Raw genomic sequence first — 16764 nt, 5'->3', positions numbered from 1 at the left:
TTATTATTCATGACTTGCATCTGAACGGCCTTCTACACGTACGAATTCACCTGTCTCCAGGAAGCACAGCCAGCACTCAGCTACAGGCTTATGCAGGATACCCTTCATCACTCTGGCATACAGCTCTAGCTGAAAGCTATACTGCTCAACCAGCCTGTCCATCGTTCGATATTCAGAGATCTGATCGGTCTTATAGTCAATCAGGACCAGTCCCTCTGAATCCTCAAACATACAGTCCACGATCCCTTTTACCATCACCTTATCATTCGCGATCTCAGTTGATCGTGAGGATAAGGGCTCCTGATCCCCACGGAAGCGGGACATACGTAGATATTCGTTTACTGGTAGTGCGTAGCTGAACGGTTGTTCTCTCCAGACCTGCTCCGCCGTTAACATTCGCTGTCCAATCGGACTTGCAAAAATACGTTCGAGCACCACAGCATCCACCACCGCTGCATGCTGCTCCAGCAAAATCTCCGCGTCCACAAGATGCCTCCGGGTAGCCTCTATGCTTTCTTGTGTGATAGGCCCTTGCAAGGGAAGATGAAGCAGCATGGTATGGTAGACTGTGCCTCGTTCCGTAGGACTAAGCGCTTTATTCTCCATAAATCGGGGCCTCCGAAGCTGCAGTGATGAGGTCTTTCCCGCACTTAAAGGAACAGTAGCCTGACGAACGGATTTACCAGCCTCAGTCGTCCCCCCCTGACTCAGATTCTCCTGAGCCAGCTTATTTGTAGGCGAATCCTCAGCGGGCGTGTCAACCCTGCCTAGTGAATCAGTAGGTTGAGGTCGATCAGCACCTTGCCATTCCTCCCAGGTTACAGATAGCTGCTCCTGTACATCGGCTGTTCGCTTCATCTCCGTAGCTGAGGTACTGGCTGCAATCTGCCCAGCCAGCGCATACGGATAAGTCCAGGTTAGCGCTGCTAGCGTATCAACAATCTGGGCTTGTTCCAGTATTTCCGCTGCTGTGCTCTTTTCTTGCACAGCCTCCTCTTCTCCCCCGTACTCTACTGTTCGATACTCTTCTGTCTTATCTCCTGTTACAGCACCATGTTCTTGTTTATCCATATTCCCTGTTACAATGACCTGACCAGCGCGTAACGCTCTTATTCTGCTCTCAAACGCTAGATCCACGACCTTGTCGGCTACTGCGTCTGTGCTAACACCCTGATCCATAAGCAGCTCATCAGAACGATGTACATGAACCTGCCAATCTCCTTGTAGCAGAGCTGATGGAATTGATGACGCCCCTCGTACCTCATGCTCCAAGCCGACCGCTTCTCTTAGCACGGCGGCAGACGGATGACGAATTAACGCTGGACCCAGCCAATCAAGATAGCTGCGAGCAGAAGCGAGCACATAGTCAGGTAATACGGGGGAATCATGGCCGCTTACACCAGACCATGCAAGCACCCGCGCGGCGAGATCACGCACCGTTCCTGTCATAATCAGCTTCTCGCGCGGGCGAGTCAGGGCTACATACAGCACCCGAATCTCCTCGGCAAGCAGTTCAAGCTGCAAGCGGCGCCGAATCGCCAGATGGGCCAGTGTAGGATAGCTTACACGCACCTTCTCTGCTACATATTTCGGACCAAACCCCAGCTCTTTATGCATCAGGAATGGCATGTTCAGATCCTGCCGATTGAACATCTTCGCGGTTCCTGCCACAAAGACAATCGGGAACTCTAGCCCCTTACTTTTGTGTATCGTCATGATGCGTACAGCCTGATCTGTATCCGTCTCCGTAGCGACCGCACCCAGATCACCGCCATGCTCACGCAATCTGTTCAGGAAGGTGAGGAACCGGAACAACCCTCGATTCGACGTGGACTGCTCATATAGACGAGCCCGATCGTATAGTGCCTTAAGATTGCTCTGACGCTGCATACCACCGGGAAGCCCTCCAACCCAGTCCAGATAACCTGTCTCCTGATATAGTCGCCAGATCAGCTCACTGAGACGCCCTAGTCTTGAGGCTCGTCTCCATTCTTCAAGCTGGTGCATGAAGTGTCCAAGCCTGGACTCCTCTATCGATTGCTTATGCGCATCTGCCTGCAGACCAACAGCAGCCTCCACAATGCCCTGTGTCTCAAGTGGGGACACAGCTAGTTGGACTGCATCGTAGAAGGAGCCTGAAGGCTGCTGCAATCGAATGCGCGCCAGCTCTTCCTCTGATAAGCCCACAATCGGCGAGCGTAGTACAGCAGCCAATGGGATATCCTGTCGTGGATTATCTATAATCTGCAACAAGGACAATATAATCTCCACTTCAGTAGCCTTGAAATACCCCTTCGTCTGCTCGCCTGCGGCCGGAATGCTGGCTAGACGAAGCTCCTCCATGATTAGCGGAGCCCACAGTGCAGCAGAGCGAAGCAGGATAACTATGTCACCGTAACGTGCAGGACGCATGGCCTTCAACGCCTTGTCATACACCGGAAGAGCAGGAGCTGTATCTCCGATCAGCTCCTTGATTCTCCGCACAATTAGCCTGGCCTCCAGCCGAGCTGTCTCCAGCTCAGCCAGTTCCTCCTCGTCCCTGGTCTCTGCATCGTCCTCCTCACCAGATGAGGAAAGACCGCTGGAGCCAGAACCATAGCTCTCTTGTGAACTCGTCCGTTCAATCAGCAGCAGCTCTGGCTCATACTTTTGCTCCAGCGACATCAGTTGTGTGACTGCCTCTTCCTGACCATGCTCTGCTTGTTCGTACTTTTCTTGTCCACTCATATCTTCGGCTAAACCAGCTACAGCTGAAGCCTCGGGAAACGAAGCACCGTGGACCAGCATAGCCCGTTCATCGTAGACAATCTCAGCGACCTCTGCACTCATAATCTGAGAGAAAATTAAATTGACTGCATCCACTACCTCACGGCGACTGCGGAAATTACGAGCCAGATCAATCAGCAGACCCTCATTCTCCTCCAAGCCAAAGCGATGATATTTATCAAGAAACAAGCCTGGCTCCGCAAGTCGGAAGCGATAGATGCTCTGCTTGACGTCCCCTACCATGAATCGGTTCCCAGGCTGCTCCCGCGCAAGCAGACGCACGATATCCTCCTGTACAGTATTCGTATCCTGATACTCATCCAGCAGGACTTCATCGAACAGAGCGCGATACTCAAGTGCCGCATCCGATGGCAGCAGCTGTCCCGGTGTGGAATCGGGATGTCGAAGAATGTGCAGACAATAATGCTCCAGGTCATTAAAGTCCACTAGTCCTCTGGACTGCTTCTCCTGACGGAAGCGCTCAGCGAACGCCTGAATCACTCTCGTTAGCTCCTCCATCAAAGGTGCCGCATCGTGCAGCTCCGCCAAAAATTGCTCGGGTCTGCGACCGAACAATGAGCTCTTGAGCTCAGTTATTGTTTTTTTGGCACTATCGCGCAGAGCCTTTACACGCTCCTGTAGCATCTGATCCGTCTGGTCCTTCTTTACGGGCTTCAGTTTGCCAAAAGCAATCTCCTGAAACGCATCATACAGAGAGTCCCAAGGCTCCTGCTCTACCTGCTGCAGCAAATCTCGCACCATATGCAGCTCTTCCTCAACTGTCACAGCATAGGGAGCGGGTCCACCGGGCTGTACCGCCGTTTCCCTAGCTTGCTCCAGCAGATTAGCTGCCCCACGCAAGGACAGAATGGCATCCTGCTGGATGCTCCTTACCCATGCGGATCTGCCAAGCTGCTCCAGATCTTCGGTACGGAATGCTGCAGCCATACTCCTTAACCAATATTCCGGCCATGGGTGGCTTCGCGAAAAGTCATACAATCGTTGCACCAAGCCATAGACGGCATCGTCGGTTCGTTCACCGCTGAACCAGTCGACCATACTCCGGAAGGCACTGCCCTCCGGGTGTAATCCATACTGCTCCTCGAAAATCTCCTCCAGTAGCTCCTGACGCATAATCTCGGTCTCATGCTCGTTCATGATGCGAAAGCCAGGGTCCAGCGGGATGGATTGATAATGACGCCGAATCACTTCCATACAAAAGGAATGAAGCGTAGTGATCGAGGCTCTGCCCAGCAAAGCAAGCTGACGGCGGATATGCTCGCTATTCGAATTCTCTTCCAGCGATCGCTCCAGCGCTTCACGAATACGATGGCGCATCTCGGCTGCAGCGGCCTTCGTAAAGGTAGCTACTAGCAGGCGATCTACACTATAGCCCGATTCTGGATCGGCTATTTTGCGAATAATCCGCTCCACCAGTACTGCCGTCTTGCCCGAGCCTGCAGCGGCCGCCACCAGCATGTCCTGCCCTGAACGGGAGATGGCCTCCCACTGATCATCACTCCATATGCTGCCTTCCGGCTTAGGTATAGATTGCTTCGTCATTTGTCCCCGCCTCCTTTCTGCTCGATCATGCTCCATGCCTGCTCCTTACCCGGTCTGCCCAGCCATTTGTAGCCGTTGCTCTCCAGCGTATCATCGAATTGACATACAGGCTTGAAAGAGCAGAAATCGCAGGCGGTCTCTTGTTGAATCCGATAGGGCTCAATACGTGTCTCCCCATTGGTCATCCTGCTCCCGATATCGCGAATATTATGCCGCACAGCGGAGAGCAGACGATCCCATTGTCCAGGACCAGCTACAGAGGAGCTGCTGTAAAAGGTTCCGTCCGCTTTGATTGCTACAGGTAGAATGGAGGAATAACCTTTGTCGAGTAGCATATCCATTTTGCGAATAACGCCCGGATCAGCCATCAGCAGGCCTTTCATTTTGAATTTCTTCAGCATCTCCTGCTGTGCCTGATCCTCACGCAGCCCATTCGCTGCCTGCAAGAGCGGATTGTGCACATGGAAGTATAATGTGCCCGCAGGATAAGCAGGCTCTCCGAGCCACTGCTCGGCGTGCGTCAGCAGCACATCGAGATAGGTCAGCATCTGCAACGACAGGCCGTAATACACTTCATGTAGACGAAGATCTTTTTGACTTGATTTGTAGTCAATCACTCGCAGCAGAAGACCCTCTTCTCCTTCAGCCACATCGACCCGGTCAATACGCCCAATCACTTCCATCACGACCCCGTTGTCGAGCTCGAAGCGCAGAGGAGGAATCTCCTTGCCCGGTCCAAAATCCAGTTCTAGTCCCAACGGCTCAAAGCTTCCTTGTCGGGCATGCTCCCCCAGAATTACGGATGCACGACTTACGATGTCTTTTAGCTTGCGGAAAATATAGCCATACCGCTTGGAGCTGAGCAGAATTTCGCCCTGCAGACGGGGAGCCAGCTGCTCCACCGTATTCTCCGCCTCTTGTCTGCACTCCTCAGCACTCAGGCTTCCCCAGCTCTGGTTACGCTCCTTCAAGCTTGTAGCCATCATGCCAAGAGCGGCATGGAAGAGCTGACCGATATCTGGCGCCTTCAGTCGATACACCTGTCTTTCCTTAAGCTTAAGTCCGTGCGAGGCAAAGTGCGAGAACGGACAGGCGACGAAACGTTCCATCCGAGAGACGCTCGTTCGTAGCGTATTTCCATACAGCTGGCGACTCGTATCCTCAAGCAGCGTAATTGTGTGGTTCGCATAGAATAGCGAGGTGAGCAGCTGGCGCAGGCGTGAATAATAAGGCCCGTCCGAAGCAGATGACGCGAACCAATTGTATACGGACCACCATAGATCTGCGATGGATTCTCCCCGCATCCACTGACGCAGCTGCATAACAAGCTGAGGTAGTGCATCCGCCGGATGCGCCGCATATGTGGCCTGTAACGCCCATTCGCTGCCAGGCAACGGTCCGGCAGCCAACGGCTGCTCCCGCAGACTACGGAACATGCTCCGCAGCTGCCTGATATATTCAGAGGGTAGCAAAGGCTTGCCTTCATCATCAGCTACAGGGTAGCTAAGCCAGAGTCCTCTCCCAGCAGCTGTCATCGCCGTGTATGCCAGGAACCTCTCATCCAGCAAGCGCCGATTCACCTCGGGAGCTAGCTGTAGACCCAGCTGCGACAGGCGTGCCCTTTCCTGCTCAGACAGTACTCCATCCTCCTGCGGAACAGCAGGCATAATCCCTTCGTTCATCCCCAGCAGAAAAACATGCTGAATATGATTCACTCTGGATCGGTCCATACTTCCTAAGATGACCTGATCAAGCGCAGGCGGAATTAAGGCCAATCGGTATTCGGCCAATCCCGTCTCCAATATGGATGCGAACAGCTCCTTGTCCCACTGCTCGTCCCCCATCATCTGGGCTACCTGATCCAGCAGCTCCAGCACAGCATCCCAGATCTGACGGTGCTCCCGAGCCGCCTCAGGGTCCCCTTCCACTTCGGCCTGCTGAATCAGCAGATCCAGCTTCTGCCCCATCTCGGCTTCCTCCAACAGCAGATACAGCGCCTCACATTGTGCAATTACACTTTTCGCCCGCTTCATCCGTCGTTCAAACGCATGCAGCGGGGTCACAATGGCCTGTCGACATAGTTCCATTCGCTCCAGAAGCTCATCTTTATGACGGCTTCGCTCCTGCTCCTCCATGTCCAGCGACAGGCTCGGAACTGATTTCCACGGCTTGCCGTCCGTCCAGCGTGAACCGTGAATGCCGCAGGCTAGGACATAATTCTCAAGCTCGTCCATTAGAGCCCGATTCACCGGGCCATCAGATGGCAGCAGCAGCTCTGTCTTGATGGCACGGAACACATCCTCATAGCGCCAGCCTCGCCGCACGATATCCAGCGAAGCCCGCACCAGCTCTACGAGGGGATGATGCAATATTCCTCTCTTCTCATCGACGAACACCGGAACCTCATATTTAGCAAACAGCGGCTGTGCCAGATGCTCATAATCGGCAGGATTCCGCACAAGGATAGCCATATCCTTATATCTGACGCCATGCTCACGAGCCAGACGTCTTATTTCCCGAATCGCACCCTCCAGCTCTGCACGCCGATCTGAGGCAGCATACAGCCGAATATCCTCTATCGGGTCTGTAAATGACCGTGCTCTCGGCTGCTCAAAGGCTGCTTCGAGACGCATCAGCCCTGAGCCAGGCAGATAGCGGGGCGGAACCTCAGGACGCAGCACTTCTGTATGCTGTTCAATGCCCAGCTCCTCTGCCATCCCCCTCAACTTGGTGTACGTCATCGCCGTAGGGTGGAACATGTCCAATTCATGCGGAGAACGCCCTGTCGCATAAGTAGGGTCTAAAGTCAAGGAGACCGTAAATTCCTCTGCTACAGTCATCAGTTCACGAATGACCTGATACTCCAATGGAGTAAAGGTACGGTGTCCATCCAGCCAGATGCGGGCGCCTTTTAGCCACTGTGAATGCTGGACCTGTCCGGCCAGCCGTAACATCGTGTCCTCACCGTCGAGATATAGCGGGGCCATCTCCTGCTCGAACTCCCGATAGATCAAGGCGACGTCCTGGAGCTTATCACCCAGAATAGGCATATCCTTCATCGCCCCGACACGCCCTAATTGCTCTGTCAACGATTCACCCTCTGCACTGTATTGCTTGTGCTCAGTGAAGAGACGGTTCAGTCGATCTACGAAGCCGAGCTGGTCTCCTGAATCACGGAAGACACGCAGCTCTTCCTTGTGTCTGCGCAATATTTTATATAAAAGCATCTTCTTACCCTCTTCGCTTACCGAAGCAATGGCCGAGCCACCTGTCTCCTGAAGCACCCGATGAGCAAGTCTCCGAAAGCCGAGCACCTGAGCACGCACGCTGCCCTGTACGCTACCACCGGACAGCAGTTCATACTCCGTATGGAAGGTAATCTGCTCCGGCACCAGCAGAATGAGGGGAGAGCCGACAGGGCTATCCTGCAGCTGTGCATCAATTTCGCGGTGAATCCGGGTACTCTTTCCGGTCCCGGCACGTCCTATCATCAAACGGATCATGCTCCTGTACCTCCTAGCCATTTACGTCTTGATCCTATATTCAGACGGATTGTCCGTCCCTATCCAAGTATCAATCATGTGCACAGTATAGCACAATACGCCCGAAACAAAGAACATACGTTTGTCACAGCTCCGTGACCAGCCTGTATGCCAATACGGAAAAGCCCATGCAACCATGCATGAGCCTCTCCAGCTTTAACCAATTGAAAAACATTAATTTACAGGCGGCAGACTATCTCTCAGGCCTCTACGGATCAGATTAGCCGAAGGCGGCTGCAAGCCTAACTCCCGTGACCAAACAGAAAGCTGCCCTATGTGGTGTATCTCGTGGGCAACAATGTGGCGCATAATCTCCCCCCACATATGCTCCTCTACACTACCATCATGACGACGGTTAACAAATATTTTGTGTTCAAGGCCATCGTACCAGTGTTCCACGAACGTAGAGACATCCTGATGGTATCTGGCATCAAGCGCCATTACCTTAGCCAACGTGCTATACTCCTCAAAGTCCTCTTCCGTGTCAGGCTTGTCCTCCATGACTCTGATCCAGCTCCACTCTACATCCACGATGTGGAAGAGCGTCTTCAGAATCCCTCCCACTCCGCCTGTACGAGCTCTGAGCAATTCTTCTTCATCTAACGCTTCACACCAATGATACCATTCCTTGCGCACCTGCCAATTGTATAAAAACCACGTCTTCATGCACGCTCAACCTCCTGCTTCCCTGAGATAAACGGTACATCTGAGGTCAATCCGCTCCGACAGCTAACAAAAGCTACAGAAGGTGCTTGCTCCGAACCTCGAAGATGGCGAATTTCAAATAATGACCTTCCTCAACACCCAGAATCTGAGGATGGTCCTTACCTGCCGCACGCCACTCGACCAATCTCAGAATTTTGCCTGCATCCTCAGCCGCTTCCTTGATCGTACTCAGAAAGAGGTCAGGTCTCATGTGGAAAGAACAGCTGGCTGTCACCAGATATCCTCCCTCGTTCACGAGCTTCATGCCGTGCAGGTTAATGTCCTTATAGCCGCGACAAGCGCCTTTGACAGCATTGCGTGTCTTCGCAAAAGCAGGAGGGTCCAGAATCACCACATCAAAGGTCTTGCCTCCCCCTGCGGTAAGTGGCTTGGACGTATCAACCTTTTGACCGCTTGCGCGCGCTGCACGTTCCTCGGTACCTTTCACTTGATCTCGCAGATACTGGAATGCATCCTCCACGACAAACTCGACTCTGTCCTCGTAGCCATTCAGCCGTACATTTTCCCGTGCACTCTCGATCGCATGCTCGGAAATATCGAGGCAGGTTACCTTCTTGGCACCATGCTGGCAAGCATTTAACGTAAAGCTTCCTGTATGTGAGAAGCATTCCAGTACAGTCGCTCCATCCCAATAAGGAAATTCCACACGCTTGCCACTCTTGTTCACCGGATGCTTTACAAGCTGACCGTTCTCATCCACATCCTGCAGAGTAATGCCACTTCTTGCGCCCCAGCCTGTCATCAATGGTGCGATGGCTGCACGATTCTCGCGCTGATCGAAGAAATATCCGGTCTTCTGACCTTCCACAATGTCTACCTTGATCTTCAGGCCATTCTCTGTCACGGTCACATAACGCGGGCAATCCCCTAACAGCGGGCCCTTCACCTGCTCCAGACCCTCCAGCTCACGGATGGACACATCACTGCGCTCGTAGATGGCAGTCGGCTGCATGACCTCTGCCAGTGCATCCCGAATCTCATTTCGACGCTGGTCCATGCCCAGGGTCAGCAACTGCACTACCAGCACATCACCAAAGCGATCCACGATTAATCCTGGTAGGAAGTCAGCCTCGCCGTACACCAGACGATAGGCATCTCCATCCTTCAGGAAGCGTTCACGATGCTGCAGACACTCTCGAAATCTGCGTACAAAAAAGGATGTATCCATCGCCTCAAGTGGTTGATAGGATACTACACGGACCGTGATCTGGGATGCCGGATTATAATAGCCTGCAGCCAGAAAGCGCCCCTGATGATTCATTACACTCACGAGCTCGCCAGGGGACGGATTTCCGTCGACAGAGGCAATTTCATTTTTAAAAATCCATGGATGAGCTTGTTCCAGCCGTTTCTTGCGACTGCGCTCTAATATTACGGAAGGCAAATGTATTTCGCTCCTTTTTTACAAATACCAGACTAATTAACTTATTCATTATAGCTCAATTACAGACAGGCATCTACTTTTCACTTGCTGCGGCATATCATTCCATCTGCTTGTGACCTGCTCATCTGCAGGATACAGTGATGGCCAAGCCGGGCTTGTCATGTCTCCGTCCGGTAATTCATATATGTAGTATGAAAAGCATCTATCGGCATGTAACCAGGCTGATCCTCGTCAACAGAATCGGGAAGGAGTGGACACGCTTGTTCTATCAAATCATCATGCCACTGGGCTGGGGACTGTTCGTATTCCTTGGAGGAATGAAGATCATGGAGTCAGGGCTGCGAAAGCTTGCCGGCCCTATGCTCCAGCGAGGGCTCCAGCATGCTACAGCTTCTCCGCTGAGAGGGCTGCTGGTCAGTACAGGTATAACTGCTCTATTGCAGAGTAGTAGCGCCGTGACTGTCATCACCATAGGAATGGTTAATGCTGGCTTACTCACATATGGCCGTACGCTTGGCATTATATTAGGCACTAATATTGGTACGTGTCTTACCACAGAGCTGATGGGTTTGCAGCTAGGCACGATTGCTTTGCCTCTGCTGCTATTATCTATTCTAAGCTGGATACTTGCTGTGATATGGTACGAGTATACCGGCAGAGGCTTGGGCCTACAGTTTGTCAGTCTCGCTATCGCTGGCTTTGCACTCATCATGACAGGCATCCGCATCATGCAGGCCATCGGGCCATGGGTCGAGGAAGCGGGGATGTTCCAGTGGTTCCTGACACATGCCACTCAAAATATGTGGTGGGCATTTATTGCAGGAGCCTGTCTCACGGCCATCATGCATAGCGGCGTTGCCGTTATTGGCATTGCTATGAGTCTGGCGGCCACGGGAGCGTTACCGCTGGATGTAGCCATTGCAATCGTCATCGGCTCGAATGTCGGTACCTGCGTTACCGCGTGGATGGCTTCAATCGGAGGTAGTACCTCCGGCAAATTCGTGGCCTGGACCCACATTCTGCTGAATGTTGCTGGCGCGCTGATCTTCATGCCTTTAATCCCGTGGCTACAAACAGCCGCAACTCTGATCTCCAATGAGGCTGGAGCGCAGGTCGCACATGCTCAGACCTTGTTCAATCTGATTAGCTCATTATTGGCTCTCCCCCTATGCTACCTCCCGATATGGAGTCGACTGGACCAAGCTGGCGGGCCGAAGGATACACTACCTGTGATCAGATCGTAGTCCATGTAGTCGTGAACATCATCAAGATCATGCCCGATCTTTGATGATCGGCTAGGACTCTTGCAATTGCCCTGACTCCCGGCGCCGCCAACTCATGAATACCAAGGACAATGCAATGAATGTGAGGATCATCCCAAGCACTCGGAATCCTTGGAAGCTGAAGTTACTCCCCATTACGCTGCCAATCAATAATGAAGAGAGAATGGTACCCAGATATCTTGATGTATTAAATATTCCAGATGCTACCCCTATAACTTCTTTTGGAGAGCTATTGAACAAGGCCGCTTGCATACCAACACTGTTCAACCCGTTACTAATACCGAACGCAGCTAAAGCCACACATACACTGATAACCGGAGAAGTTTCATTCAATGTGACGATCCATATTGAACCAAATGTCATCAGTATGCCGGACACGAGCAACGCTGGTCGAGGTCCTGCTTTATCAATCCAACGTCCTGCCATTGGAGAGGTAACGAGTGAACACAAGCCTAAGCTTAGCATGAGAATGCCTGTATGGAACTCGCTGACATGGCGTACCATTTGTAGATAGGAAGGAAGTCCGAAAAAAAGCGAGTAAAAAAGTGCATTCACAAGCAGGAATTCGACATTCACCCAAGTCATCGCAGGATATTTAGCAAATGTACGTAAAGGAATAAAAGGTGACTTCGCCTTGAGCTCATGCCGTACAAAAGCTCCCAGTACAACGAAGCCCATCAGCGTGACACTAACATTACTTAACGAAATTTGAGCAGAAGACTTGGCTGACAGCAATCCAACAAGCAAGGCAATCAGCCCTACCGTGAACAATAGAATCCCTTTCACATCCATCCATTGAGACCATTCACGAAAGGACATGTTACGTGCAGCGGATGAGGCTGACAGTTCGTCCTTTGGAATATGGCTCCAAGCCAATAGAAAGCTTGTCACCACGAACGGAATATTAACGAAAAAGATGGCAGGCCAACTCCACCAGTGAATGATGATCCCGCCTATAAAAGGTCCGATTGCTGCCGCTCCAGAGAGGAATATGGACAACACTGACAGCGCAGTTGCTTGTTTCTCCGTAATGTGAATTCGCACGAGGGCCATTCCGACCGCAACCATCATGCTTGTGCCAATGGCTTGCACTATGCGGAACACGATAAGCCATCCAAAATTCGGCGATATGGGAGCTAATAAAGATGCAACGAAGGATACAACAAGTCCAGTAAGAAATATCCTCCTCCGACCCAATAAATCACTGGCTTTTCCCATGATTGGTTGAGCTATTGCGCTTGCTATGTAGAAAGAAAAAATAATCCAAGAAACTACTGTAAATCCAAGCTGGAACTCGTTTTGTATCCTTGCAATAGCAACCGAGACCATTGAAGAATTTAAGGGGTTCAGTAGTACCCCCAGTCCAACGGAAATCATCAACCACCTGCTGCGATCAGTCATTTTACTCCCTCCAATATCTTATTCATCTCATCTTACTTGAGATTCATTATTCATTCCAAAGCATTTTATGTTATGATTTCATTGATTTGAAGGAATGAATGGAGGGTGCGAAATGGAACTTCTTCAACTGCAATATTTTATCGCAGTAGCTCGTCTGGAGCATATGACTGAAGCTGCACGCAGTCTGTACGTTACTCAGTCATCATTAAGCAAAACGATTCAGCGATTGGAGGAGGATCTGGGCGTCCCTTTATTCGATCGAATAGGGAGAAAGTTGCGATTAAATGAGTTCGGTAGTAGGTTCCTTCTCCGTGCAGAAAGAGCGTTGTTTGAATTGCAACAGGGTAAGCAGGAGATTAGCGATTTGTCCAGCCCAGAACATGGCACACTGGAATTGGCGGTGACCACCGCAAGCAGGTTACCCCATATTCTGCGAGAGTTTCGGAAAAAGCGGCCCCATATCCAATTTCATGTTCAGATGCTGACTACGCAGGAGATGGTTACACGCCTTCATAGAGGAGAGGTCGATTTCTGCTTAGCCTCACCTCCTATACAAGGAGAAGACATTGAATGTCAAATCGTGTTCATCGACCCTATCGTTGTGGCTGTTCCAAAGAGCCATCGGCTGGCAGATCGAAGCAGTGTATCCTTGAGTGAGCTAAGCGATGAATCGTTTGTTGGTGTTAAGAGAGGTTACGGTACTCGCGATCTGGTAGATTCCATATGTGAATCGGTTGGATTTTCACCTAAATATGTATATGAGGGGGACGAACCTGCAAGGCTAAGTTCTCTTGTAGAAGCAGAAATTGGCATAGCCTTTATACCAAGCACGGCTAGGAATTCATGGGGGCACATCAAATATCTCAGTGTAGAGAATCAGGAATTGGTACGGGAGATCGCTTTGTTATGGCACAAGAGTCGATACATTTCGCGGGCTGCTCTCGAATTCCATGAGGTAGTTGTAGATTATTTTGAGAAGATATCCAAACAGACGAGTGGAGAAATACAGCGAAATACAGTAGATTAAGCACCCTTGATCTACTGTATTTCTAATGTGACTCTTAATCAGGATACATGAATATCCAGTTGGGACAGTGCTTTTTGCAAAATAATATCGTTATTATCATAGCCACCGCTCCGTTGCAGAGACCAAGCCTGCTCAGGGCTGTACCAGTCTACGCCTTTAATCTCCTCAACCTGAGCCTGCAACTCACCGCTCAGCGCCTCCACGAGATAATAATGCACTTCCTTATCGACTTGTCCATAATCAGGATGCTCATACGTATAAGCAATCATATCTACCTGATTGATGATCTTCCCGGTAACGCCCGTCTCCTCCAAAATTTCACGAAGAGCAGTCTCCTCGATGGTCTCTCCGGCCTCCATTTTCCCTTTGGCCAAAGACATTTTCCCGTAACGATCGGTGATCAGTTGAATCTCAAGCTTCCCATCCACATGACGATAGACCACACCACCTGCGGATATTTCCTTTTTTACGGCTGTCATATCATGCCCTCCTTGTGCAAACAAGGATTTTATCCTCCAGTGGAAGACAAAATCCTTGTCCGTTAATGTTGTCAAGCAATAATACCTTTACAAAGCCGCTGCACGCAGACTGCTGTCCACGACACGCACGAGCTTGCCCTGGCTTTCATTCACTCCAGCTTCTGTAAGCAGAACCTGACATACCTGACCATTCAGCTCGGTAGATCCCTCAAACACGATATCAATGTAATTGTCGCTATAACCATGTACCCTGCCACTATCCTTCAAGCCCTTCGGTTCTCCCTCAGGAATGACCTCCAGCACCTGTCCTACGAATTTTTGGGCATAAGCCAATTGCATTTGCTCTGACAGTTCGATCAGTTCATGCACACGAGCATTCTTGACGTCCTCGTCAACCTGATCCTCCATACGAGCCGCAGGAGTACCTGTACGCTTGGAATATGGAAAGACATGCATTTCGGAGAAACCAATCTTCTTCATCAAGTTATAACCATTCCGGAACATTTCGTCCGTCTCGCCCGGGAAGCCTACAATGACATCGGTCGTGATCGCTACATCAGGCATCGCCTTATGGATCATTAGCATCTTGTTGTAGAACTCTTCTGTTGTATATTTACGGCGCATGCGCTTCAGCACCGTATCATCTCCGGCTTGCAGCGGAATATGGAAGTGACGCACCAGCTTCCGGGAACGCTTCAGAACGTCCAGCATTTTCTCGTCAATCTGACTGGCCTCAATCGAACTAATCCGAATGCGCTCCAGTCCATCTACTTTTTCCAGATCCCACAGCAGATCAGACAGATCGTAGTTCTCCAAATCATCACCATAGCCACCCGTGTGAATGCCTGTCAGCACAATCTCCTTATATCCAGCTTCTACAAGCTGATGAGCCTGGGCAATAATGCTACTGGCCTCCCGGCTGCGGGACAACCCACGTGACCAAGGAATAATGCAGAATGTACAGAAATTGTTACAACCATCCTGAATTTTCAGAAAAGCACGCGTACGGTCTGCGAAATCCGGCACATCCATTTCCTCGAAGACACGAGTCTTCATAATGTTGCGTACCGCATTTACGGGCTGGCGGGACTCCTGAATCTGCTTGACATAAGGCAAAATCTTATCCCGATCCTGTGTACCTACAACCAGATCAACACCTGGAATGTCCAGAATTTCGGCTGGCGAGGTCTGGGCATAGCATCCTGTTACTGCTACGATCGCATCCGGGTTACGGCGAATGGCACGACGAATGATCTGTCGACTCTTCTTGTCCCCGGTATTGGTTACAGTACAGGTGTTAATCAGATAGACATCAGCTGTCTGCTCATCGAAATCAACCTGATCATACCCCTCTTGCTTGAACAACTGCCATATCGCTTCTGTATCATAAAAGTTGACTTTACAGCCCAATGTATAAAATGCCACGGCCGGCATGTCAAATCCCTCCCATTTCTCCTGATTCATAAAGTATACAAGCAAGTGCAGTCATCCCTGCTGTCTCAGCACGCAAAATGCGCCGTCCGAGCCCTGTCGATTGCGCACCTGCCGTCTCTGCTTCTACGCTCTCTTGCTCTGTAAATCCGCCCTCTGGTCCGATCACGAGCAAAATATGCGGAGCCGGTGCACCGTTATCTCTCTCCTGCATAAAGGGAGCAATCACGTCACGCAGCTGGCGTCCGCTTTCTTTTTCATAACAATAGCATACCAGATCATACCCCGTAAAAGAGGCCAGTAATTGCTTCCATGAGAGCGATGCTGTCAGCTCCGGGATCCGATTGCGGTGACTCTGCTCTGCTGCTTCCTTGGCAATCTTGCGCCAGCGCTCCAGACGCTTTGCTTCCTTCTTCCCGTCATACTGCACAACCGTCCGATCAGACAGAAACGGAACAAAGGCATAGGCCCCAAGCTCCGTGCATTTCTGAATGACTAGCTCCATCTTGTCACCCTTTGGCAGACTTTGTGCAACTGTAACCTGCACCTGCGGCTCGGATGTCATATCCAGTTTCTCTATAATTACAGCAGTCACACTCTCTGCCCCGATTTCCTCAATCTCTACCAGAGCTTCACGTGATATTCCGTCACTAACGATAAATTGATCTCCAGGCCTGCTCCGCATCACTCTGGTGATATGACGAGCATCCTCGCCTTCCACAACGACGCGATCCTCCAGAAAGTGTGCCGGAGGGATGAAATAACGCTGCATTGCTTGTGCCTCCCTACCTGCTTCAGTCACGTTCATTACGATGCTTCCAAAAATATATCATACAACTTTTGTGGATGGATGACCAGTATTTCGAATCATTTGGCGCTTGCCTCTAGAGTAAAGGGCTGGATTCAAACCAGCCCCTCCTCATCAAACCGTACATGAGGTTTTCCCTCATACGGCTTTCCGATGTTCGTCTTTCATGGGCATGCAGATCACAATAACGTTTTTAGTCCATACATGTTAGCAATATACTTGACTTCAGGTCCTGAACTCATCCAACTCCTGCGCTGCCTCTTCTTTGCATACCACCGGGTTAATCGCTGCAGAATATACCAATCCAGCTTGGCTAATCTCTTTTGGCTGTGGTTCGTGTAGTAGTAATTTCTC

10 protein-coding genes are annotated in these 16764 nt (G+C 50.9%); 2 read left to right on the top strand and 8 right to left on the bottom strand.

What is annotated here, in order from left to right:
* Window positions 1-3: 3 nt before the first annotated feature.
* The 4 genes from D328_RS0119500 to D328_RS0119485 all read right to left on the bottom strand — a co-directional run bounded on the left by D328_RS0119500 (window position 4) and on the right by D328_RS0119485 (window position 9981).
* Window positions 4-4329, bottom strand: a complete 4326-nt coding sequence (locus tag D328_RS0119500; RefSeq protein ID WP_018886719.1) for a UvrD-helicase domain-containing protein — start codon at window positions 4327-4329, stop codon at window positions 4-6.
* Window positions 4326-7832, bottom strand: coding sequence for a helicase-exonuclease AddAB subunit AddB (addB, locus tag D328_RS0119495; RefSeq protein ID WP_018886718.1), 3507 nt, complete (start codon window positions 7830-7832; stop codon window positions 4326-4328). Before addB ends, D328_RS0119500 begins: the two co-directional genes overlap by 4 nt.
* A gap of 213 nt (window positions 7833-8045) precedes the next feature.
* Complete coding sequence (locus D328_RS0119490) at window positions 8046-8537, bottom strand: DinB family protein (RefSeq protein WP_018886717.1); 492 nt, start codon at window positions 8535-8537, stop codon at window positions 8046-8048.
* Between the two features lie 73 nt (window positions 8538-8610).
* Entirely contained in the window at window positions 8611-9981 is a 1371-nt protein-coding gene (locus tag D328_RS0119485) for a class I SAM-dependent rRNA methyltransferase (RefSeq protein ID WP_018886716.1), read from the bottom strand.
* Between the two features lie 260 nt (window positions 9982-10241).
* Here D328_RS0119485 and D328_RS29430 point away from each other — a divergent pair, with 260 nt between their 5' ends.
* Complete coding sequence (locus tag D328_RS29430) at window positions 10242-11225, top strand: Na/Pi cotransporter family protein (protein WP_051091173.1); 984 nt, start codon at window positions 10242-10244, stop codon at window positions 11223-11225.
* 51 nt (window positions 11226-11276) lie between these two features.
* Here D328_RS29430 and D328_RS0119475 read toward each other — a convergent pair whose 3' ends face one another.
* Window positions 11277-12665, bottom strand: coding sequence for an MFS transporter (locus tag D328_RS0119475; RefSeq protein ID WP_026281276.1), 1389 nt, complete (start codon window positions 12663-12665; stop codon window positions 11277-11279).
* 112 nt (window positions 12666-12777) lie between these two features.
* On the opposite strand from D328_RS0119475, the gene D328_RS0119470 reads away from it, so the two are divergent.
* A complete protein-coding gene (locus D328_RS0119470; protein ID WP_018886713.1) occupies window positions 12778-13692 on the top strand; it encodes a LysR family transcriptional regulator in 915 nt (304 codons plus the stop codon).
* 38 nt (window positions 13693-13730) lie between these two features.
* Here the strand turns inward: D328_RS0119470 and D328_RS0119465 are convergent, their stop codons facing one another.
* The 3 genes from D328_RS0119465 to D328_RS0119455 form a co-directional block, all read right to left on the bottom strand.
* Window positions 13731-14171 carry an NUDIX hydrolase gene (locus tag D328_RS0119465; RefSeq protein WP_018886712.1) on the bottom strand — a complete coding sequence of 147 codons (441 nt, stop codon included), beginning with the start codon at window positions 14169-14171 and terminating at the stop codon, window positions 13731-13733.
* A gap of 87 nt (window positions 14172-14258) precedes the next feature.
* A complete protein-coding gene (mtaB, locus tag D328_RS0119460) occupies window positions 14259-15605 on the bottom strand; it encodes a tRNA (N(6)-L-threonylcarbamoyladenosine(37)-C(2))-methylthiotransferase MtaB (protein ID WP_018886711.1) in 1347 nt (448 codons plus the stop codon).
* Window position 15606: 1 nt separating this feature from the next.
* Complete coding sequence (locus D328_RS0119455) at window positions 15607-16374, bottom strand: 16S rRNA (uracil(1498)-N(3))-methyltransferase (RefSeq protein WP_026281275.1); 768 nt, start codon at window positions 16372-16374, stop codon at window positions 15607-15609.
* Window positions 16375-16764 lie beyond the last annotated feature (390 nt).

The organism is Paenibacillus massiliensis 2301065 = DSM 16942 (assembly GCF_000377505.1).
Taxonomy (GTDB): domain Bacteria; phylum Bacillota; class Bacilli; order Paenibacillales; family Paenibacillaceae; genus Paenibacillus; species Paenibacillus massiliensis.
The sequence above is the reverse complement of the archived record's forward strand: the minus strand, read 5'-3'. Positions and strand labels throughout refer to the sequence as shown.

Bases quoted from the DNA above. Each gene is read 5' to 3' on its own strand.
- addB (WP_018886718.1), bottom strand. From the start codon at position 7,832: ATGATCCGTTTGATGATAGGACGTGCCGGGACCGGAAAGAGTACCCGG.
- D328_RS0119465 (WP_018886712.1), bottom strand. From the start codon at position 14,171: ATGACAGCCGTAAAAAAGGAAATATCCGCAGGTGGTGTGGTCTATCGT.
- D328_RS0119475 (WP_026281276.1), bottom strand. From the start codon at position 12,665: ATGACTGATCGCAGCAGGTGGTTGATGATTTCCGTTGGACTGGGGGTA.
- D328_RS0119490 (WP_018886717.1), bottom strand. From the start codon at position 8,537: ATGAAGACGTGGTTTTTATACAATTGGCAGGTGCGCAAGGAATGGTAT.
- D328_RS0119500 (WP_018886719.1), bottom strand. From the start codon at position 4,329: ATGACGAAGCAATCTATACCTAAGCCGGAAGGCAGCATATGGAGTGAT.
- D328_RS0119455 (WP_026281275.1), bottom strand. From the start codon at position 16,374: ATGCAGCGTTATTTCATCCCTCCGGCACACTTTCTGGAGGATCGCGTC.
- mtaB (WP_018886711.1), bottom strand. From the start codon at position 15,605: ATGCCGGCCGTGGCATTTTATACATTGGGCTGTAAAGTCAACTTTTAT.
- D328_RS0119470 (WP_018886713.1), top strand. From the start codon at position 12,778: ATGGAACTTCTTCAACTGCAATATTTTATCGCAGTAGCTCGTCTGGAG.